We start from the raw sequence: 23,298 nt of genomic DNA on the forward strand, positions 1-23,298 counted from the left end.
CTTAATTTTATCTTCTAAATAATAAAAGAGTCGCAGTATTGATACTTGATAATTAGTATTTTCTTAAAAATGACATCTAATAATTTAAATTTTATTAAAATAAAGCCCCTTTTATATGGGCGCTGTTGGATTGGTCAAAAAAAATGAAAAAGCCCCTCTCAAATAGCAACAATACTTTATTGGCCCTCAAACGGGGAGAAAAATCTGCTTTTAAATCTATATTTGATCAATATGAAAAGGGGTTGTATAGTTTTATCGTCTCTATTACAAAATCGGGCTACGTAGCTGAAGAAATTCTTCAAGAGGTATTTATAAAGATTTGGACGAACAGAAAAACATTGGATTGCACACGCTCATTTGATTCATATATATATACCGTAGCTAGAAACCACACGTATAATTATCTTCGAAAAGTTGCTAACCAAGAATCATTAAAACAAGAGGTTTGGAGAAACCTAGAGCACTCCAACCATCAAACGGAAAATATGATTTTGTCCGTTGAATATGATGTTATCCTTAGCGATATCCTTGAAGGGCTTCCTTTGCAAAAAAGAAGCGTTTTCATTTTATCAAAGCAACAGGGAAAAAGTAATCAAGAAATCGCCGACCTGTTGAACATTAGTCCTAAAACGGTAAAAAATCATTTATGGGAAACCTTGCGATTGATTAAGAAACAACTTCGTCCGCACTTACAGACGCAATAATCAATACCTCATATTTAAACTCTTCTTCTTTTTGGGTTTAAAATTCAGTTTAATCGGATACCTATGAACTAATCGGGTTTCGTTGGGAACCAACTGTTGGTATATGGGTCTTGGACCATTGGCTTTTAGCATATCCTAAAAAAAACAATACACTAGCTGGGACTTTTGCAATTTTCAAGTGTATTATATATGATAATGGCAATCTAAAAAATCTTATTTCACTACATAATGAAAGGAAACTTTAAAGTCCTCTTAGAAAAATTCATAGATAACACTATTTCAGAAGAGGAGTATGAGCTGTTTATGGATTTGATAAAAAATCCCGAAAACAGAGATAGCTTTGAAAAGGTGATAGGGAATTTCTCAAAAAGCACCAAAAGTTTAGAAAGAAGAAGTAATGATGATTCTGAAATGCTATTTGATAGAATTTGGGATCAAATTGATGACACCAAGAAAAAGCCTTTTCTTTCACTAGAAAAAATAAATACTTCTAATCTTTATAAGATTGCGGCAGTTTTACTGGTGTTCATAGGGCTTACTTTTGGCTATAATAAAGTGTTCGATAATAAAGAATCAGTTTCTCCAAACCCCAACCATATTACCCTGACTTTTGGTAATGGGCAAACCCAAATACTATCGGAGAAAGGACAGCGCAAAATCCTTGATTCCAAAGGAAAACTTATTGGAGTCCAAAATGGGAGCCATCTGAATTATGGCCATGGTCCTGTACCTGATGAAATTATTTTTAATGAGTTGACTGTGCCCAATGGTAAAAGATTCGATGTATCGCTGTCGGATGGTACATATGTAAAACTCAATTCGGGCAGTTCAATTAAGTATCCGGTGCACTTCATTAAGGGCATGGAAAGAAAGATTTTTCTAAAGGGAGAAGCTTATTTTGATGTTGCCAGCGACAAGGACCACCCATTTATAGTGAATGCCAATTCCATGAACGTGCAGGTGTTGGGTACCAAGTTCAATGTATCACACTATCCTACAGACACAGATATTAATACCGTCCTAATCGAAGGGTCTGTCAAATTATATGAAACTGGTGATAAAGAAGACATTGGCAAACAGGTACTATTGACACCTGGACAATTGGCCAATTGGGACAAGGAGACCAAAGAAATCTCAGTAAAAAGAGTGGACCCCAAAGTTTATACAGCTTGGAAAGACGGAATACTATTATTCAGAAACATCCCATTCAGCAATATTAGAAAGAGATTGGAAAGACATTTCAATGTTTCCATAGAGAATAACTACTCATTTTTGGATAAGCAGATTTACTCCGCCTCTTTTACCAATCAAAAAAACCTTAGTGAAATTTTAGATTCTTTTAGAGAAGACACCCCTTTCTCCTATGAATATAGTAAAGAAGATAACAAAATTATAATAACCAATATTTTAAACTAAACACAAATTAATATGACACTGAAAAAAGAATCGAAAAGCAAAAAAGCAAAGATTACCGAAGAAAAAACCAAAAAATAACCCAACAAAAACTAAATTATGAAAAATCTCAAGATATTTGGGACATTCCCCAAAAGGGTGTCGTTTAAATATGACTTAAAGATGAAACTCACTACACTTTTAGTATTGTTTTCGTTGATTAGTTTGAATGCCAACACATATTCACAAAGAACAAAAGTAACTTTAGACCTTGAAAATGTTACTGTTAAGGAGGTATTTGATGAAATAGAATCGTTGACGGAATTCGAATTTCTGTACAATCATGCCAAAGTTGATATTGACAGAAAGGTCTCTATCCATGTAAAAAATGATAGAGTTCCCAATATTCTTGAAACCCTGTTTGCTAACACCAATATTTTTTTTAAGGTCAAGAAAAACATCATTATCCTAAAGAAGAATAGGGCTAAAAAAGTTACTGCTAAACGTATTTCATATAGTTCCAATTCGCGTTCAGAACAACTGCAGACCACAATTACTGGATCGGTAACGGACAGTTCTGGTAACCCGTTGCCCGGGACCAATATCATAGAAAAAGGGACGGTTAATGGAGTGCAAGCCGATTTTGATGGTAATTTTTCCATCGAAGTTGCTAATGAAGATGCTATTCTTGTGATTTCTTTCATAGGGTTCAACACTGTGGAGATTCCTGTGAAGTCACAAAGTACTATAAGCGTTACTCTAGAAGAATCAGCAGCAGGTTTGGACGAGGTTGTCCTGGTTGGTTTCCGTGGTGCTGAACAACGGGCTATTCAGACAAAAAGGAGAGCCACAAGTGTTGTTGAATCCATTTCTCCCCAAGATATTGGAAACTATTCTGATGAAAATATTGGTGATGCACTTCGCAGGGTTCCAGGAGTTCAGATTCAAGAAGACCAATCTGGTGGGCAAGATGGTGGTTCACGTGTCTCGATTAGGGGTATTGGTCCGGCATTTGTTCAAGTAACAGTCAATGGTAGACAACCACTTTCAGCTGGTGTTGAAGGCATTAGTAGATTTAGGCAGTTTAATGTAGACGTAATACCACCAGAGATTCTTCAAGGCGCTACTGTTTATAAAACATCAGAGGCAGGTCTTATTGAACCAGGTTTGGGTGGGCTTGTGAATTTTCAAACGCTTAGGCCTTTATCGGCAAGCTATAAAAATGACAGTAATTTTTTTGGTGCAGTAAATGTCCGTGGTGAGTCGGATGTCCAACATGATGGTTTTCTTACCCTTACACCTCGAATAAGTGCAATAGTAGGGGGTAAAACAAAAGACGATACTTTTGGGGCATATGTATCTTTTCTTACCAGTAACAATGAGCGTGCGAGAGATCAAGTTTTTTCGAGAATAACGGCCAGAAATTTAAAAGAGGATACCAATGGTAATGGTGTATGGGATGGTGACGCTGGAGGTGATACCGAGTATACAGGTGTTTTGATTCCCAATAACGTCACAAATAATCCGATTAGAGAAGAACAAGATCGTTTGGCTATGTCGGCTGCTTTGGAATGGAAACCAGTTGAATCGTTGCACATAGTAGCCGATCTACAGTTTTCAAGATTTGAAACGTATAGTAATCGGGCTTTGATCAGACCTAATCCCGGTACAAATGCAGTAACAGGGGTAATTTCCCCGGACAAAGTATTTGCACCTGGAAATCTTAGTATTGTAGATAATTTTTTGCAGGGGTATAATACAGAAGGGGCCTTCAATAGTGCTACAGGTGAGCTTACTGAAGGCGCAAATATGTTATTCCAAACTACTTGGTATGATAATTTAAACGATACTTGGGTTGGTGGTTTAAATGCCACTTGGGAAAGGAATGGATGGAAAATAGAGGCAGATTACTCGTATTCTAACTTGGATTTTAATCAAATATTGGAAGTTGGGGGAAGAAGTGCTGCTGCTGGTCAGCCTTTTAATAATGGGCCTTTTGTGTTTGACAGTTCGGATTATCCTCGATTTGAGTTAGGTCAAGATGCTCAATCAAGTTGGATATCATCGATTACAAGTAACGATTTGGCCGCACCCATTGTTCAGTGGAATAGATATGTGGGAGCCACCAATAATGCTTTTAGACTAGATCTTTCAAAGGAATTGAGTGATAATGTTTCTTTGGATTTTGGATCAAGACTATCGACTAATGACTTTTTTGTCGCAGCGGTTCAAAGAGATGGAACTCCGTTATCTGATTATTTGGCATCTACTAATGGGGGTACAGTACCAACAGTTAGTGCCAATGATGCCTTTGGGGAATACATAACAAATTTTTTGCCAGGCAATAACTATGGTTTAATGGATTCTTGGCCCAGAGCTAATATAAGTGCTTATGAAAGCACATATTCAGACTTTTTCAATTACAATCCAGGTAGTCACCCTCTTTTTGGTAAGAATGTTAACATATTTGATGCTGAAACTATTGAAGAACAGACTATTGCTGATGGAACAGATGATGGGTGGCGTCTACAGAACAATGCACCGCTATTTGAATTTCAAGAAAAGACCTTGGCAATCTATGGACAGCTGAATGTACGCACCAAATGGGGTAAGGTTCCTATTTCTGGTAACTTAGGTTTCCGTGGCGTTCGCACGGAGTACACAGGTAAGGCATTTACTACTGTAACCCTTAATGATCCTGATGCTGAAAATGGAGGTCCTATAAATTTGGGTAGAGTACAGTCTGAAGTCAATGATGATCAATGGCAAGTTTTACCTTCATTGAACTTAAAGTTTGAATTAAATAAAGACTTAAACTACCGCTTTAGTGTAGTAAAGACACTTTCAAGACCAGAGTACAATGAATTGACCCCTGGAGGAGCCTTAAGTGGAATGAATAATTTAAATTCACTGTTTGACGGTACCAATGGCGCTGTTTCTCTACCCAATACCGAGTTGAAGCCTTATACTACTTGGCAATTGGACAACACTTTAGAATGGTACAATAATTTTGGAGGTGCCGTTGTTTTTAGTGTCTTTTACAAAGATATATCTGATTACGTCGGTACAAACGTTCAATCTCTAGTTCCGTTTGATCAGGTTCTGGAAGATGGAGGTTTTGATACTACAGGGATGCAAGCAGCTGGAGTTTTAGATGACTTTCAAAGCCAGACTTATGAAGTTTCCCAACCTAGAAACATTGGTAACGCAAAGGTATTTGGATTTGAAGCCGGATTCAATCAGCCTTTGGATATCATTTCAGATGGTTTGAGAAACTTTGGTGTGCAGGCTAACTATAACTTTATTACTGCAGATTTCGATAATGACGATATCAATGCAGATGATGCGTTTCCAGGTACTTCAAAACACAATTTTAATACGGTTGCCTATTTTGAAAACGAAAAATTCGGTTTACGGGCTGCCTACAACATACGAAGTAACTTTTTAAGAACACTTTCAGGACAGGGGTTAACATCGTTACCTGAGTATACAGAAGGAAGAGGTCAATTAGATTTACGTGGCAACTACAATATATTTGATGGAATGCAACTTTCTTTGGCAGTTCAGAATGTTACTGGTGCAGATCAAAGGTCTTTCTTTAGGAATAATCCAAATGAGTCTTTCCAATTGATATCATTGGAACCTATAGTCACCATGGGTTTACGATATGGTTTTTAAATAAAAATTGTATTGAAACACCTAAAAGACTTTGCTAAAGTAAACTTTGAGTGTGATGAGTTAGTTTAAGTTAAAGGCATCAGTTTTACTTCTATAAGTAGTAAGTGATGCCTTTTTATTTATATGGATTATGAAAAAATGGATAATTCTACCAATATCAATATTGATTCTTGGATATTGTGAGGCACAGGATAGCAAAGTAGTTATAAAGAAATTACCAAATGTAGTCTACATACTTGCTGATGATTTGGGTTATGGCGACCTTTCTTCCTTAAATCCACAATCTGGTATTAAAACACCTAGTATGGATCGTATTGTTGAGAATGGTATCCAATTTACTGATGCACATTCCAATTCATCAGTTTGTACACCAACCCGTTATGGTATCATTACTGGGCGATATGCTTGGCGCAGTCGCCTAAAGAAAGGTGTGCTATGGGGCTATGATCAACCGCTAATTGAAGAAAACAGGGTAACTGTTGCTTCGTTTTTAAAAGATAATGGGTACAACACGGCTTGTATAGGTAAGTGGCATCTTGGTTTGGGCTGGCAACCTAAAAATCCAGCGAAACCTATTGCTAAATATGAGTGGACCATGGTTTTTGAAAAAGGTGATGATAGCAATGTGGATTTTAGCAAGCCAATTTCCGGTCCAAAAGAACTCGGTTTTGAGTATTCCTATATAATCCCTGCCTCCTTGGATATGACACCCTATCTCTATATTGAGAATGGTAAAGCGGTTGAACTTCCTACAGCCTATACTGAAGGAAAATCGGAAGAGGAAGACGGTCGAGGTGTTTTTTGGAGAGCAGGAGAAGTATCCCCTAGTTTTGTTTTTGAGGAAGTATTGGATAACATCACTGATAAAGCTGTATCGTATATCCACAATCAGAAAAAAACCAAAAACCCATTCTTTCTCTACTTTCCACTTACAGGGCCTCATACGCCTTGGCTTCCCACAGATGCTATAAATGGAAAATCACAGGCTGGTACTTATGGTGATTTTGTGTTGGACGTTGACAATGCAGTGGGCAAGGTTGTGCACGCTTTGGAAAAATCTGGACAATTGGATAATACAATGATAGTAGTAACATCAGACAACGGTTCGCATTGGACACCAGAGGATAAAGAAAAATATACGCACCGTGCCAATTATATATTTAAAGGACAAAAAGCGGATATTTATGAAGGGGGTCATCATGTACCCTATATAGCTATGTGGCCAGGGAATATTGCCCCGGGTTCAAGCTCTGATCAAGTAATCTGTACCACGGACTTATTGGCCACACTTTCAGGAATAATAGAGAAACCATTACCTCAAGGAGCAGGCGAAGACAGTTATGATATGCTGAATGCCTATCTCAAGACCGATACAGATAAGCAGATTCGTGACTACACCATTCATCATTCACTTGATGGTTTTTTCTCCATTAGAAAAGGCAAATGGAAAATGACCACCCAGTTGGGGTCTGGAGGGTTCAGTGAACCAAAGCTTACTGTCCCATCCGAAAGTGGAGCAAAAGGCACATTGTATGATATGGAAAATGACATAAATGAAACGGTAAACCTTTACATGGAGCATTCAGAAGTGGTCGCAGAGCTGACCAATTTATTGAAAGAGGCTAAAAAACAATAAAAAAAACGGATGAAGATAAAAATTCCCTGCACTAAGTTTAACACATATATAGTGGTATTGTCCATGCTTATTTTGGGTTCGTGCAAACCAAAAACGGAAGTGAAGTCCACGACCGAAGATTCTAAAAAGAAGCCGAACATCATTTTTTTCTTGGCTGATGACCAAACGCGAAATACGATTAATGCTCTCGGCAATTCCCAGGTCATTACCCCAAACTTAGATCAATTAGCCGCTGATGGCACGTTCTTTAAGAACGCCTATATCATGGGAGCCATGAACGGTGCGGTATGTGCTCCCAGTAGGGCCATGCTTATGACAGGTAGAGCATTATTCAACATAGATCCAACAGGAAATACAATAGATACAACTCATACGACTCTGCCTAGTACCCTTGGTAATGCAGGCTACCATACCTTTCATATAGGTAAGTGGCATAATGGAAAAAACGCTTTTGTCCGCAGTTTTGACGACGGTTCAAAAATATTTTTTGGTGGCATGCACCGTCAATACCAAGTACCTACCTATGAATTCGATAAAGGAAAAGATTATTCTGAGGAACGTTTGAACACGCCTTCGGATAAGCATTCATCGGAGCTTTATGCGGATGCTGGAGTGACGTTTTTGGATACATACGATTCGGAAAAACCGTTTTTTATGTATTTGGCGTTTCAGGCGCCTCATGATCCGCGGGAAATGCCAAAAGAATATTTGGATAGATATGATCCTGATTCGATTTCGGTACCGAAAAATTTCAAAGAGGTCCACCCCTTCGATAATGGAGAACTGGACATACGCGACGAATGGCTTGCCGGCTATCCTAGGACGGAAGAAGAGGTCAGGGCAAATATCGCTGCCTATTATGCCATGATTACCCATTTGGATGCCCAAATAGGAAGGGTGTTAAATAAACTGGAAGAGAAAGGGCTTGCGGAGAACACCATTATCGTCTTTGCCGGGGATAACGGATTGGCAGTTGGACAACACGGGCTTATGGGCAAACAAAATCTATATGAACATAGCATTAATGTACCCCTACTGTTTAAAGGCCCCGGAATTCCCAAAGGAAAGACCACGGATTGCTTCGCCTACCTTTTTGATATCTACCCTACTTTGTGTGACTTGACTGAGACCAGTATTCCCAAGACCGTAGAAGGCCAAAGTTTAAAACCTGTACTGATGGATACCGTACAACAAGTTCGCGATGGAATGTTCTTTGCCTATAAAAACTTCCAAAGGGCAGTTCGCAATGAACGATACAAATTAATCAAATACAATGTGGACAATAAGGTAGTGACCCAACTCTTTGATTTGGAAAACGACCCTTTGGAAACGACCAATCTGGCAGAACAGCCAGAGTTCAAAGAGCAATTTCAAATGATGACTGACCTCATGGCCGCGCAAATGACCCTTAATAATGACGAAGCCGATTTAAAAAAGGAAGGTTGGGGAGTTCCGGTTTTACCTGCTTGGAAAGATAAAGTCGACAAAGCCGGAGTGGAATATTTGAGAGGTTTGGCAGAAGAAGAAAGACAGATGCGAGGGTTTGGTTTGGATAAAACACCCTAATGAATAAAAGGAGAAGATGAAGAATAAAGTATCATCGGTTCTAATGGTAATGTGCCTGCTTATAGGGTGCAACGAACACAAGAAAACAGTAGATGCAACAGTTGAGACGGCACAAGCCGAACGTCCCAATATTATCCTTTTGATGGCAGATGACCAAGGCTGGGGGGATATGGGTTATAACGACCATCCACATTTGATGACTCCCAATCTAGATGCCATGGTGGCAAATGGCGCAGAGTTTACCAGATTTTATGCTGCCTCATCCGTATGTTCTCCTACCCGTGCAAGTGTAATGACTGGAAGACATCCAGAACGATTTGGGATTTGTTATGCCAATTGTGGTCATTTAAAAAAAGAGGAAATCACGTTGGCGGAAATGGTTAAGGAACAGGGATATACCACAGGGCATTTCGGGAAATGGCATTTGGGTACCTTGACCAAAGACATCCGTGACGCCAATAGAGGTGGCGTACCCGGTAATGAGAAGCATTATGCCCCTCCAAGTGAACATGGTTTTGACGTGTCTTTTGTGACGGAGTCAAAAGTGCCCACTTGGGATCCTATGGTTACTCCCCCTAAAACTTCTGAAGACGTCAATGAAAGATTAACCGAAGGAAAACCATTCGGGACATATTATTGGACAGGCCTGGGCGAGATAGCTAGCGAGAATCTTGAGGGTGACGATTCACGTGTCATCATGGATCGTGCCATTCCATTTATAGAACAGGCAGTAAATAAGCAGCAACCTTTTTTAAGTATTATCTGGTTCCACACACCGCATTTACCGGTATTGGCAGGGGAGGAGTATACTGAAAAATATGCTGGGCTTTCCGAAGATCAAAAACACTATTATGGGGTGTTGACCGCTTTGGATGACCAAATAGGTCGTTTAAGAAGTAAGCTCAGGGAACTAGGAATTGCCGACAATACCCTTCTCTTTTATACAAGCGATAATGGTCCGGAAGGAGATTCCCCATCCGGAAGGACACAAGGTTTAACAAACGGTTTAAAAGGCCGAAAACGAAGCCTCTATGAAGGCGGAGTACGGGTTCCCGGTATTATGGAATGGCCAGCGAAGATAAAGGGGGGAAGCAAAGTAAATACGCCTTGTTTTACATCGGACTATTTTCCAACCATTGCCAATATTCTCAATATCGATATTGCAAAATACAAACGGCCTTATGACGGCATTGACATATTACCATTTGTCTTGGATACCGAAAAAAACAGAGATCAAGAAATGGCATTTGCAATACAACAACAAGCGGCCTTGATTAAGGGCAAGTATAAAATATATAGCGCTGACGCAGGTGACTCTTTTGAACTTTATAATATCGATGAAGACCCCGGTGAAACGAAGGATATTGCGAAAACGAATACAGAAAAATTAAACGCAATGAGCGCATCGTGGAAATCTTGGAAAAAGTCACAAGAGAAAAGTGCAAAAGGTGAAGATTACTAGTTAGTCTTTTAGAAAAATGGCATAAAAAAATTATTCATATAAATACAATTAATAAACATATATAAAACTATGGCAGCAATAAAAAGATTGGAAATTATCAAACAATTAAAAGCAAAAATTGTCGAAGGCCAACCTATAATCGGGGCAGGTGCAGGTACAGGACTCTCAGCCAAGTGCGAAGAGGCGGGAGGTGCCGATCTAATCATCATCTATAATTCAGGACGTTTCAGAATGGCCGGTAAAGGTTCGTTGGCCGGATTATTATCCTATGGCAATGCCAATGATATTGTAAAGGAAATGGCCCATGAGGTGATACCCATAGTCAAGAACACTCCCGTGCTCGCCGGAGTGTGCGGCACGGACCCTTTCATGCTAAGGGATTCATTTTTAAAAGAATTAAAGGACTTAGGATTTGCCGGAGTTCAAAATTTTCCAACAGTTGGGTTGATCGATGGTGTTTTCAGGGCCAATCTTGAAGAGACTGGCATGGGCTATGATCTGGAAGTCGATTGTATCAGAGCTGCCCATAAATTGGACATGCTTACCACACCTTATGTATTCGACAAAGAGAGTGCAGTGCAAATGACAGAAGCCGGGGCGGATATCATCGTGGCACATATGGGGCTTACGACTAGCGGAGCGATCGGTGCACAAACTTCAAAATCGCTTGATGAAAGTGTCGTGTTGGTCCAGGAGATTGTAGATATCTGTAAAAAAATCAATCCTGAAGTTATCGTGTTATGCCATGGTGGACCAATAGCCATGCCCGATGATGCACAATATGTGCTGGAAAGGGTACAAGGAATTGACGGGTTCTATGGAGCCAGTTCCATGGAGCGGCTTCCAACGGAAATTGCCATTACCGAACAAATCAAAAAGTTCAAGGCGATGACCCTAAAAAAGTAAAAGCATCTGTGAATTTTGATGATCAATAAACCAAACTGAAGATAACTAAACAAGAAGCATTATGACAAAAAAAGTCGTTGTTGTTGGTGCATTTGATACCAAAGCTGAGGAGTACAAGTTCATAATAGATCTCATAAAAGAAAGAGGTTTTCAGGTGATAACTGTCAATACTGGTGTAATGGGGTCAACAGATACTTTTTCTGTTGATATTCAAGCGGACGAGGTTGCAAAGGCAGGGGGAACCGATATTGAAATTTTGCGAAAAGCAAATGACAGGGGAAATGCCATTGCCGTCATGTCCAATGGTTTGAGAACAGTCATCGAAAATCTTTATACAAAGGAAAAATTTGACGGGATTATAGGAATGGGTGGCACTGCAGGTACAAATGTTGTTACTTCCGGCATGCAGCCTTTACCCTATGGCGTACCTAAAATCTGCATATCAACGGTAGCTTCGGGAGACGTTTCTCCCTATGTAGGTATAAGTGATATTATCATGATTCCTTCCTTGGTCGATATCTCCGGTCTGAATCCGCTTAGCGAGTCCGTTTTTACGAATGCAGTAGGTGCATTGGTTGGAATGTTGGAAATAAAAAGAAGTGAACGATCAAAAGGAAAACCTACCATTGCAGCGTCCATGTTCGGAAATACCACGCCCTGCATCGATGCCTGTCGGGAAGCGCTTAACCTAAAGGGATATGAAGTACTGGTATTCCATGCAACGGGTGCTGGAGGAAAAACCATGGAAAAATTAATCGATCAGGGACTTGTACAAGGTACACTAGACATTACGACGACCGAATGGGCCGATACCCTTTGCGGGGGTGTTTTCGATGCAGGATCTACTAGGTTGGATGCGCCTGGAAAAGCGGGCATAACACATCTTATAGCCCCGGGTTGTATAGACATGTGCAATTTCGGAAATCCCGATACCATACCTTCCAAATATAAAGATCGGCTTTTTTACGAATGGAACCCACAGGTGACCTTGATGAGGACCACAGCGGAGGAAAATTGGAAACTTGGGGAAATATTTGCTGAAAAGGCAAATGCCTCAACAGGAAAAGTGGCATTTATCATCCCGTTAAAAGGGTATTCAATACTGGATTCCATAGATGATAAAAATGAGCCCCAACTCTTTTGGGACCCGGCAGCTGACAAGGCGTTTGTCGAAGGCCTTAAAAGCAAGCTCAAGTCAGAAATAGATATCATAGAAGTTGATGCGAACATCAATGACCCTATTTTTTCAAATAAGGCAGTGGAGGTACTTCTAGATATGATTTAAAGAGGTAAGAAAATAAACAAAAACCAACCAAATTAGACAGTATGGAAGAAACCAAAAAAGTATCACGTTTGAACAAAGGACTTATTGGAGTAAGTATCAGCGTAGGGATTTTGGCAGGATCTTGGATCTTGCTTGAAGTGATCTACGGAGGCCTTGGAATCGAAGAACCTCTAAATTTTAAAGGCATTGGGACAGCTGGTTTTCTTGGCTGGGCGACTTTTTACGCAGCGGGCGGAAAAAAGGCAGGCTTTGTAAGCGGCCTGGCGACCAACCTGACCGGGATCGGTTGGGGTATCATAATTGTATTGATATGGACTTTGATCGGGGGTTACTCCAACTACCTTGGGGCTTTGGTCGGCGTAGGTATTGGTGCTGCCGGAATGTGCTTACAGGCTCATACCAGAGCATTGGCCTTTATCCCTGGGGCCTTTATCGGTTGCTCTACCTTTTTCGCGCTTGGTGCGACAATAACCCCAACGGTGATCCTTACCACGGTCCTCGGTTTGATTATTGGACTGTCCTTGGGGTGGATATCGGAAGCTTGGGGCGGTAAAATAGCAACGCAGCTCGGAGCATAACCAAAACGATTAATAACTGTAGAAAATAGATAAAGGAGAACACTTAAAATCCTTTAAAAGAGTAGGTGATTTTTTAAACTAAACTAAACCAAATGAAGAAAAATGTATTGATTATAGTATTTATGGGTGCTTGGCTGTTTTCAACCGCCCAGGCCAAGCCCAAAGTAGAATGGGTGTCCATCCCTGCAGGTACCTTTATCATGGGGAGTGCTCCTTGTGAAGTTGGTAGGAATCTCGAAGAGACGCAACACCAGGTAACGGTCAGTGCTTTTAAAATGAGTAAGTATGAGGTAACCTACAAACAATATGATGCGTATTGTGAGGCCATAGGTAGAGAAAAAGTAGGCGATAAAGATTGGGGAAGAGGTAATCGTCCAGTCATATTTGTAAGTTGGCAAGATGCTACAGATTTTGCTGAATGGATGGGCTGTCGCTTGCCTACCGAAGCCGAATGGGAATATGCCTGTCGCGCAAATACACTCACACCGTTTCATACAGGTAATAACTTAACTACATCGCAAGCAAATTTCAATGGTGAATACCCATACAATGGAAATGCAAAGGGTGAATATAGAGGGCAAACCACGCCTGTTGGTCTTTTTGCCCCCAATGCCTTTGGTCTGCACGATATGCACGGTAATGTATGGGAGTACTGCAGCGATTGGTATGCACCTTATTCGCACGAAGCGCAAACAGATCCTAAAGGTCCAAAAACAGGGGAGAAACATCCCATACGGGGCGGTAGTTTTGGTCATTACAACACCGCGGCCCGTAGCCGTAGTGCCTATCGCACATCCGTAACCTCGGACGAACGCCATGATACTGTTGGTATTCGCTTGGTGTCATCCGATTAAACTAAACAAGGTGTGAGAGACCTGTTGGGAATAAGTTACTGAATCGCAAACCCGGTACCACTAATTCCCTAAGGCTGTCTATTTTATTTTTTTAAATGAGATTAGCTTTTTTCAAAACATTGCATAGTATGAGAAATTTGATAATAGGTTTACTTATTTTATTTGGTCACAATGTCCATTCACAAATCCTAGACCCGGTAAAATGGTCAACATCGGTTGAAAAGGTATCCGATAATGAATACGATATCATTGCAACAGCTACCATTGATGCGGGGTGGCATTTATATTCCCAAAATGTCCCAGAAGGTGGACCCATACCGACAAGCTTTTCGTTCCAGGATTCAGAAAACTATGAATTGGTCGATGAAATGAAAGAAGCAGAAGGTCATATTATCGATGATCCTGTTTTTGGGATGCGAATTAAATTCTTTGAAGATAAAACAGCATTTAGGCAACGTATAAAAGTATTGGATACGATATACACTATTGAAGGGGAAGTCGAATATATGGTCTGCGATGATGAAAAGTGTTTACCTCCGAATTATGTAACGCTTGAATTTAAAATATCAAGTAGTAATGCTGGAAGCATCGCAAGCGCAAATGAAGTAAAAACAGCTTCAATTGCAGAAAATGAAAAGTTGAAGGATGGAGCCCGAGAGAAGCCCCAAAAGAGGAAAAGTTCCAGAGGGTTATGGAGTATTTTCATCATTGCCTTTCTATCTGGTTTTGCGGCCTTGTTAACGCCCTGTGTATTTCCAATGATTCCCATGACGGTAAGCTTTTTTACCAAACAAAGCAAGAATAGGGCGGCCGGTATTCGAAATGCGATTATTTACGGTCTTTCCATCATCATAATTTACGTTCTGTTGGGCACCTTGGTAAGCTTCATTTTTGGTGCGGGCGCTTTAAATGCGTTATCGACGAACGTTTGGTTCAATGTTGCCTTTTTTATATTGTTACTCATATTTGCCGCATCATTTTTGGGGGCGTTTGAAATCATGCTGCCCAATTCATGGGCGAACAAAGTGGACAGGCAAGCGGACAGGGGAGGTATGGTCGGTATTTTCTTTATGGCATTGGCGCTTGCCATAATATCCTTTTCCTGTACCGGTCCTATAGTGGGAACACTATTGGTCGAAGCGGCCGCAGGGGGCAGTCAAATCGGCCCCATTGTTGGAATGTTAGGGTTTTCTTTGGCCATAGCATTGCCCTTTGCTTTGTTTGCGGCGTTTCCGGGCTGGCTTAACTCCTTGCCAAAATCCGGAGGTTGGTTGAATACGGTTAAAGTAGTGCTTGGATTTTTGGAATTAGCGCTGGCGTTCAAATTTTTATCAAATGCAGATTTGGTGTTGCAATTGCATTGGTTGGAGAGAGAGGTCTTTATAGCAATTTGGATTGCCATTTTTGGTGTTTTGGCATTTTACCTTTTTGGGAAGATACAATTGCCCCATGATTCGCCCTTGACCCATATTTCAGTGGGTCGTTTAGGATTGGGATTGGTAGTGCTGTCCTTTACCATTTATATGGTTCCCGGACTATGGGGTGCGCCTTTAAATTTGATTAGTGCGTTCCCGCCACCACAGCATTATAGCGAATCTCCTTATGGTGTTGGGTATACAGAGCTAGGGTCAGGAAGTATAGCAGGTAACTATAATGGTGAAATTCCAGAGGGAGCGCATTTAATGCCTCCCCATAATATACTGGCCTTCAATGACTATGAAACTGGGTTGGCCCATGCCAAAAAAGTGGGGAAACCGGTGATGATCGATTTTACGGGTCATGCTTGTGTAAACTGTAGAAAGATGGAACAAAATGTCTGGATAAAACCAAAAGTGCTGAACATACTTAAAAATGATGTTGTCTTGATATCCCTTTATGTTGATGATAAGCGAAAACTGCCGAAGGATGAGGTGGCCGAGTCTCAATTAAAGCCCGGTAAAAAGCTTAGGTATATTGGCCAAAAATGGAGCGAACTACAGGCCATCAAATACCAAACGAACTCGCAACCCTTTTATGTGCTGATGGACCATGATGAAGAAAATCTAATTGACCCCGTGGCTTATACGCCAGATGCAAAGGAATATTATACATGGTTGAAAGAAGGGGTTGCTAATTTTGAATAAATAAAGAATAGAAAATTAGCTGATATGCAGGGTAATGATAGACTCATGTTTCAAACTGTAATCTCAACTTCATATTAAAAAGTGAATCATGAAAATGATTCACTTTTTTAATTATAACAGAAATAAAGCATCTAAAGTGTAGTCAGAACTAATTGCTGTAGATCCAAAATGCCTATCCGTTAAGAGATATGCCCCATTGATTAATTAAGGTCGTCTCTTAGAGATATTACAGATTAAGTTTACTCTAGTTTAGTATCAACCTCATTCCTGAAAATACAGTTATAACCTCCCAAGAATAGGATATTATGCAATAGTATCTTGTTTAAAAAGAGGTTTCCGTTGCGCCAGGGAGTTTTGAGGTTGAGCTCCTTGGTTGTAACGGTAAAAAAACACACATGAAATTTCATTTGCTTAACCTACCTGTCAATAAAGAAGAGCTATTTTAATAGCTCTTCTTTATTTAGCTAAAAACTCTTTTTCGATTTAGCCATTGAACCTGATAAATGTGGATAAGTGGGAATAAATCTACTGGGTATATAGTGTAAGGATGTACCCAAAAATCCTACTTTTGTAAAACAAACCATAGCGAAGTATTTTATCATGTCAGAACAAAAAATAGAAAGAATAAAAACATTGATTATCGGATCAGGCCCAGCGGGTTATACAGCAGCGATATATGCGGCAAGGGCAGATTTAAAACCGGTTATGTATACAGGTATGGAACCAGGTGGACAGTTGACCACTACCACAGAAGTGGACAATTTCCCAGGGTATCCAGAAGGGATAGATGGCCCTACAATGATGGTTCAATTGCAGCAACAAGCGGAACGATTTGGAACAGAAGTTCGCATTGGAATGGTTACAGCGGTTGATTTTAGTGATGAGATTGGAGGGATACACAAGATTACTGTTGATGATAGCAAATTAATTGAGGCGGAAAGTGTAATTATATCCACTGGAGCTTCTGCCAAGTATCTAAATATACCAAGCGAACAACGCTTGCGCGGAGGTGGGGTATCTGCCTGTGCGGTTTGCGATGGTTTCTTCTACAAAGAGCAGGAAGTTGCCATAGTTGGCGCTGGTGATACCGCTGCAGAAGAGGCTTCCTATTTGGCTAATATCTGTAAGAAGGTGACCATGCTCGTTAGAAAAGATCATATGAGAGCCTCCAAAGCAATGCAACACAGGGTAAATAGCCTTGAAAACATTGAAATTAAATACAATACAGAGGTTGATGAAGTATTGGGGGAACAAGTAGTCGAAGGACTACGAATGGTGAACAATCAAACAGGCGAAAAAGAAGATATTGCCATTACCGGACTTTTCATCGCAATTGGACACAAGCCCAATACGGATATCTTTAAAGGTCAATTGGATATGGATGAAACGGGGTATGTGATTACCGAAGGAAAATCTACAAAGACCAACAAACCTGGGGTTTTTGCAAGTGGAGATGTTCAAGATAAAGAGTATAGACAGGCAGTTACTGCTGCCGGTACGGGCTGTATGGCAGCTTTGGATGCAGAGCGTTATTTAGCTTCAGTTGAGAGCAAAGAAGCGGTGGCAGCTTCCTAGTTGTGTAGTTTAAACGAGTAAAAAAGGCACCTCTCAGGTGCCTTTTTAATTGAATATAAATTTAAAACTTTAATCGATACGTCTATAATTTTCAGAAGAGGTTCTATGCCCTTCTTCATCCAATGTAATTTGACTAAAGGTATTCTCTTTTAGAATAAGTTCAAAAGTAAAATTTCGCATAGTGTCCAAAGCCTTCATCATAAAATCATCGCCATATTCAATAACTTCAGTTAAAGAGTTTTCGGTTATTTTATAAGATCCATAACCAAATCTTCCATTTGGATTGTCCGGCACATATCTGGTCCACATAATTTTCCCTTTAGAATACATTTTAACTTGTCTGTATCCTTCCGATTTTTCAATAGTATCAGATATATCTTGACCATCATAACTGTAGAAACTATAAAGTTCCCATGTTCCCTCAATCGAATGCATTGCTTCAGGTTTTGGTGATGCAAATTTTGTGGCAGAAATCAAAATCAACATGAGCAAAACCAATCCAAGTATTTTTTTCATATCTGTAAATTTTAGGGTTAAAAATGTTTAACCCTTTAATTTACAAATAATTATGTCCAAAAACACATTTGTAGGGTAAAAAAATTCACGTTTCCAAAATTGGACTAGAATACGATTTATCCAAAAAAATACCCTTTTATAGTTGAGATTTAAAAATGGCGTTTGTTGTTATCAAATTTGAAGATTAAATACAAACCTGCAATATTTTGCAAATATTGATAGGTTTTATTGCTAATTCCTATGAAATAATGCTATTAAATAGTGATTTTAGAAAAATATTGCAACAAAATGCAACATTTTACCATGTAAATGTTTGATTACTAACATTTTTTTTTCACTTTTAACCGATATAACTAAAAATCAAACTATGGGTAAAGCAATTCTTACATTATTAACTCTTTTTATCGTATCACTTACCTACGGTCAAAAAATCTCAGGTAAGGTGGTAGACGAATTTGATTCTCCATTACCCGGGGTGTCAATTGTTGTCGTAGATACTAATAGAGGTACTATTACGGACTTTGATGGTAATTTTTCCATTGACGCATCACAAGGAGATGTTTTGCGTTTTTCATATTTGGGAATGAAAACCAAGGATATCACTATGGGGTCTGAAAATACTCTCAATGTTGTTATGATTGAGGATTCACAAGCTTTAGACGAAGTAGTGGTAACGGCTTTTGGTTTGGAAAAGGAAACCAAGACTTTAGGTTATGCAGTTCAAAAGGTAGATGCAGATGAGTTGAACCTTGCAGGTCAGGTAAATCCATTTGAATCGCTACAAGGAAGAGTGGCCGGTGTACAAATCACAAGAACCTCTGGTTCCGCAGGTGGTGGAGTGGATATTCTGATTAGAGGTGTAACTTCCGTAAACCCAGGGAGAGATAATCAACCGCTTATTATTGTGGATGGAATAGCCCTTAACAATGATACATTCACGGGAACCGTTCTGCCCAGCGCTGGATCAAATGCAACGGGAAGCTCCGAACAATTTTCCTTCTCAAACAGGGCAGGGGATATAAACCCTGAAGATATTGAAAGTTTTAATGTTCTAAAAGGAGCTGCTGCTACCGCATTATATGGAATACGCGCTTCCAACGGCGCGATTGTAATTACCACTAAGCGAGGAAAACAAGGACGGGTTTCTGTTGGAATAACAGCTTCAACCACTTTTAGGGAAGTACGTAAAGTGCCTACCCTCCAAAAAACATATAGGGAAGGTCACAGAACAGATAAGATTCCTGCAATTGAAGACCCTAGTAGCCCAGATGGGTATACTAGATATAGAGGCTTTTCTTTTTATTCATGGGGAGTTCCTTACACAGATGATTCCTTTACTTTGGATGATGGTACCGTCATAGATTTGAGCAATGATAAGTTCAACGATCCACACAATCTTTTTAGAACAGGGGTCAATACCCAGATAAACTTTAATTTAAGCGGAGCTACTGATAAAATGGATTACTTTTTATCTATTGGTAATAGTTCCGATGAAGGTATTCTGCCAAATACAGATTACAAGAAAACCAATATCAGGTTTAAAGCAGGGTATCAGGTTAATGATAAGTTTAATATTAATTCATCAATAACCTATTCCAATTCTGGTGGTACGCGTGGAAATGGAGGTGATAAATCTATTTTTAGTTCACTTTCCTTTTGGGCGCCAACTTTTGATATAAATGATTACCTATTACCCGATGGCACACAGAAAAACTACTCGGATGGAATTATTGACAATCCACGTTATTTTTCTGAGGTCAGTAATTTAAAGGATAATGTCGATAGATGGGTTGGAAACATTACGTTGAATTATCAACCAGCAGAGTGGGCAAACATTACCTATTCCGCTCAAATCGATAACTATGCAGATATCCGTAACCGATTTGTTCCACCAGATTTAGATGTAGGAACCCAGGTGGGTGGTTTCGTTACCAACGAGAACATCAATTTCACTGGATTGGAATCTAACTTTCTTGCAACATTCACCAAAGATGTCTCGGAGGATTTCACAACCTCTTTAACCGTGGGTCATCAATTGTCTGATATAAAAACTGATTATTCGTATTTAAGAGGAGAAGGATTGAATATTCCTGGAATAAACGAAATAAGCAATACTCTTAATTTATTTGGGGATAAGACCATTACCAGATTACGAAACATGGGTGTGTTTGGGGATTTACGATTTGAATACAAAGACAAGTTATTCCTTTCCGTAACCGGCAGGAATGATTGGATATCGGTTATGCCTCCCAAAAACAGATCTTTCTTTTATCCATCGGTTAGTTTATCCTATTTATTTAATGATTTAATAGATCCAGAACAAAAGTTTTTCACTTTTGGTAAATTAAGAACCAATTGGGCTCAAGTAGGTAAAGGACCTAATTTTGGTCAAGTGGGTCAATACTTTATTAAAGATCCAGCATTTCCTTTTGGCGGTGCAGGCGGGTTTAGGGCAAGCAAGCAACTTGGCGATGTGGATTTGATTCCAGAACGAAACAATACATTTGAGATTGGAGCAGATTTAAGGTTCTGGGATAACAGAATACGGGTGGATTACTCGTACTATAAAACCAGAGTAAAAGACCAAATATTCCCTGTAGGTACGGCATATTCATCTGGATTGTCTTCAGTTATTAGAAATGCTGGGGACTATGAGACATGGGGTCATGAGATGCTGTTGAGTGCCAAGCTTGTGAGAAGCGAGAATTTTACTTGGGAAACCATATTTAACTTTTCAACTTTTGCAAGTGAAGTCACCGCAATACCGGATGATTTGGATGAAATTGTGTTTTTTGACGACCGTATTACCAATAAAGCCAAGGTAGGTGATGAGTTGGGCTCTCTTTACGGGTGGGTATTCCAAACAGCGCCTGATGGACAGCGAATTGTTGGTGACGATGGAAAATGGATAATTACGGGTTCTGAAAATGAAGGCTTCTATTATGAAGGAGATAATGAAATGGTTAAAGTTGGAAATGCATTTCCTGATTATACCGTATCCATGACAAACAGTTTTACTTTCAAGAATCTTGCACTTAACTTCTTGTTGGAATATAAGTCCGGTGGTGATGTATATGACAGGGCGCTTAGAAACAACATTCGTAACGGAAACTTGGCCATTACCGAATTTAGGGATGAACTTAAGGTTTTGGAAGGAGTTATGTCAGATGGTAACGGAGGGTTTGTTGCAAACGATCAAGAACTCTTAATAACTGCAAATGGATTTTACAGGGATTTCGACAACTATAATTCTGCTTCAGAAATTCTGTTGCAAGATGCATCATGGTTAAAGTTAAGAACCGTTGGTTTAACCTATAATTTCCCGGCTACGTTTATTAAGAATATGGGTATTTCGGCAGCTTCCATCAATGCCAGTGCCAATAACATAATTCTATGGACTCCTTTTGATGGGTTTGATCCTGAAGGAAACCAGTTTAGTGCAGGAAGTAACATCTATGGTTTTACAGGATTGACAACACCATTGACGCAGAGCTATTCTTTTGGTCTTAGTCTTCAATTTTAAAATATGAAATCGATGAAAAATAGTATAAGAAAAATAATTGTAGTATGTATTACACTCGGTTTTTTTGGGTGTGGTGATGACTATTTCGATGTAAATACGCCAACCGGATCAGCGACAGAAGATCAGGTTTCCATGAATGATTTATTGGGACCTGCCATATATCACACAGTGCAAGCACAGTATTTTGCTGAACGTGTTTTTGGGAATTATACCCAGTACTTTACGTTTCAAGGAGGTGGTTCGGAGGGGCCGTCATCACTAGAAAGTACATGGAGTAATATTTATTTGGAAGCCCTTCCAAACCTAAATACAATTATTGCGAAAGCGGAAGAAACCAATTCCAACCACTTCAGTGGTGTTGCAAAAGTCTTGATTGCGGCTAACCTTGGAATTGCTACAGATAGTTATGAGAACATTCCTTTTAGTGAGGCGTCCCAAGGGTCGGAAAACCTAAAACCGATATTTGATGATCAAGAAAGCATATATGCTTCCCTAAATGTATTACTTGATGAGGCTATCGCAGAATTGGGAACTGATAATGGTTCCGAATTTTCCCCAACATCTACAAGTGATATTGCTTATAGAGGGGATATTGATAAATGGTTACGAGCTGCCTATACCTTAAAAGCAAGATATGCACTTCATTTAACTGAAGTAGATGGGGTGTCAGCGGCAGCAGCGGCATTGACCTACATACAAAATGGGTTTGAATCTAATGATGATGACTTGCAAATATTTTATGATGAACGGAATTTGAATCCATGGCACGCTAGACAGGTACTTGCACCAAACACAGGAAATCCACATGATAAGATTTGTGATCAATTGGTAAGCTATATGAATGGCACTTTTTATCCGTTTGCAGGAGCTTTGGAAATAGATCCAAGACTTCCGTTGTATGCTGATCTTGATTCGGATGCAGACCCATCCGATCCATTCCGTGGATATGATATTGGAGCTGCTGGTCTTTCCTCGGATGGGGAAGATGCCAATACAGATTTCGCTGATAGTGGCTTCTATACCAAATTGGATTCTCCAATAGTTATTATTTCCTATGCCGAAGCTATGTTTATTCAAGCTGAAGCTGAATTTTTGGTAAATGGTGGAAATGAAACTAGCGTGGGGTCAAACTCTGCTGCTTACAATGCATATTTGACGGGTATTACTGCTAATATGGAAAAATTGGGGGCAGATGGTGCCGACTATATAGCGGATACTGGAATAGCAGTTGGTGAAGCAAGTTTGATGTTGAACCATATTATGAAGGAAAAGTACATTGCAAACTTTTTGAACCCAGAAACGTTTGTAGATTTTAGAAGGTATGATTTTTCAGCAGATGTTTTCCTTGGTTTGGCATTACCGATAGATAGCGTGGAAGGACAGTTCCCTGGAGAGTGGTTGGTAAGAGCCCAGTATCCAAATACAGAAGAAACACGTAATCCAGATAACGTGAACGCAAATAAGCAATCTCCTATAGTTCCGGTATGGTGGGATAGATAG

At 39.7% G+C, this 23,298-nt stretch carries 15 protein-coding genes; 14 read left to right on the forward strand and 1 reads right to left on the reverse strand.

Features of this window, described 5'->3' with window-relative positions; genetic code table 11:
• Window positions 1-143 precede the first annotated feature (143 nt).
• The 12 genes from AAY42_RS01385 to trxB all read left to right on the forward strand — a co-directional run bounded on the left by AAY42_RS01385 (window position 144) and on the right by trxB (window position 17,759).
• The gene (locus AAY42_RS01385; RefSeq protein ID WP_055392220.1) at window positions 144-704 is read left to right on the forward strand and encodes an RNA polymerase sigma factor; all 561 of its coding nucleotides are present in this window, start codon (window positions 144-146) and stop codon (window positions 702-704) included.
• Window positions 705-932: 228 nt separating this feature from the next.
• Window positions 933-2,120 carry a FecR family protein gene (locus AAY42_RS01390; protein WP_055392221.1) on the forward strand — a complete coding sequence of 396 codons (1,188 nt, stop codon included), beginning with the start codon at window positions 933-935 and terminating at the stop codon, window positions 2,118-2,120.
• A 96-nt stretch (window positions 2,121-2,216) separates the two neighbouring features.
• Window positions 2,217-5,774, forward strand: a complete 3,558-nt coding sequence (locus AAY42_RS01395; protein WP_082433290.1) for a TonB-dependent receptor — start codon at window positions 2,217-2,219, stop codon at window positions 5,772-5,774.
• 130 nt (window positions 5,775-5,904) lie between these two features.
• Window positions 5,905-7,410 (forward strand): sulfatase family protein, encoded by a 1,506-nt coding sequence (locus tag AAY42_RS01400; protein WP_082433291.1) that lies wholly within the window; start codon window positions 5,905-5,907, stop codon window positions 7,408-7,410.
• 9 nt (window positions 7,411-7,419) lie between these two features.
• On the forward strand, window positions 7,420-8,976 hold the full coding sequence (locus AAY42_RS01405; protein ID WP_082433292.1) for a sulfatase family protein: 1,557 nt from the start codon (window positions 7,420-7,422) through the stop codon (window positions 8,974-8,976).
• Between the two features lie 16 nt (window positions 8,977-8,992).
• Window positions 8,993-10,438 carry a sulfatase family protein gene (locus tag AAY42_RS01410; RefSeq protein WP_082433293.1) on the forward strand — a complete coding sequence of 482 codons (1,446 nt, stop codon included), beginning with the start codon at window positions 8,993-8,995 and terminating at the stop codon, window positions 10,436-10,438.
• A gap of 69 nt (window positions 10,439-10,507) precedes the next feature.
• On the forward strand, window positions 10,508-11,344 hold the full coding sequence (locus tag AAY42_RS01415) for a phosphoenolpyruvate hydrolase family protein (protein WP_055392225.1): 837 nt from the start codon (window positions 10,508-10,510) through the stop codon (window positions 11,342-11,344).
• 61 nt (window positions 11,345-11,405) lie between these two features.
• Complete coding sequence (locus tag AAY42_RS01420) at window positions 11,406-12,629, forward strand: Tm-1-like ATP-binding domain-containing protein (RefSeq protein ID WP_055392226.1); 1,224 nt, start codon at window positions 11,406-11,408, stop codon at window positions 12,627-12,629.
• Window positions 12,630-12,670: 41 nt separating this feature from the next.
• Window positions 12,671-13,207: a DUF1097 domain-containing protein gene (locus tag AAY42_RS01425; RefSeq protein WP_055392227.1), complete on the forward strand. Its 537-nt coding sequence runs from the start codon at window positions 12,671-12,673 to the stop codon at window positions 13,205-13,207.
• 92 nt (window positions 13,208-13,299) lie between these two features.
• On the forward strand, window positions 13,300-14,061 hold the full coding sequence (locus AAY42_RS01430) for a formylglycine-generating enzyme family protein (protein ID WP_055392228.1): 762 nt from the start codon (window positions 13,300-13,302) through the stop codon (window positions 14,059-14,061).
• 128 nt (window positions 14,062-14,189) lie between these two features.
• Window positions 14,190-16,184, forward strand: coding sequence for a protein-disulfide reductase DsbD family protein (locus AAY42_RS01435; protein ID WP_055392229.1), 1,995 nt, complete (start codon window positions 14,190-14,192; stop codon window positions 16,182-16,184).
• A 600-nt stretch (window positions 16,185-16,784) separates the two neighbouring features.
• Window positions 16,785-17,759 (forward strand): thioredoxin-disulfide reductase, encoded by a 975-nt coding sequence (gene trxB, locus AAY42_RS01440; RefSeq protein WP_055392230.1) that lies wholly within the window; start codon window positions 16,785-16,787, stop codon window positions 17,757-17,759.
• A 69-nt stretch (window positions 17,760-17,828) separates the two neighbouring features.
• Here the strand turns inward: trxB and AAY42_RS01445 are convergent, their stop codons facing one another.
• Window positions 17,829-18,275 carry a hypothetical protein gene (locus AAY42_RS01445; RefSeq protein ID WP_055392231.1) on the reverse strand — a complete coding sequence of 149 codons (447 nt, stop codon included), beginning with the start codon at window positions 18,273-18,275 and terminating at the stop codon, window positions 17,829-17,831.
• 367 nt (window positions 18,276-18,642) lie between these two features.
• Between AAY42_RS01445 and AAY42_RS01450 the strand changes: the two genes are divergently transcribed.
• Window positions 18,643-21,798, forward strand: a complete 3,156-nt coding sequence (locus tag AAY42_RS01450) for a SusC/RagA family TonB-linked outer membrane protein (protein ID WP_055397668.1) — start codon at window positions 18,643-18,645, stop codon at window positions 21,796-21,798.
• Window positions 21,799-21,810: 12 nt separating this feature from the next.
• Window positions 21,811-23,298 (forward strand): SusD/RagB family nutrient-binding outer membrane lipoprotein, encoded by a 1,488-nt coding sequence (locus AAY42_RS01455; RefSeq protein WP_055392232.1) that lies wholly within the window; start codon window positions 21,811-21,813, stop codon window positions 23,296-23,298.

It is taken from the genome of Flagellimonas eckloniae (genome assembly GCF_001413955.1).
In the GTDB taxonomy this organism is placed as follows: Bacteria; Bacteroidota; Bacteroidia; order Flavobacteriales; family Flavobacteriaceae; genus Flagellimonas; species Flagellimonas eckloniae.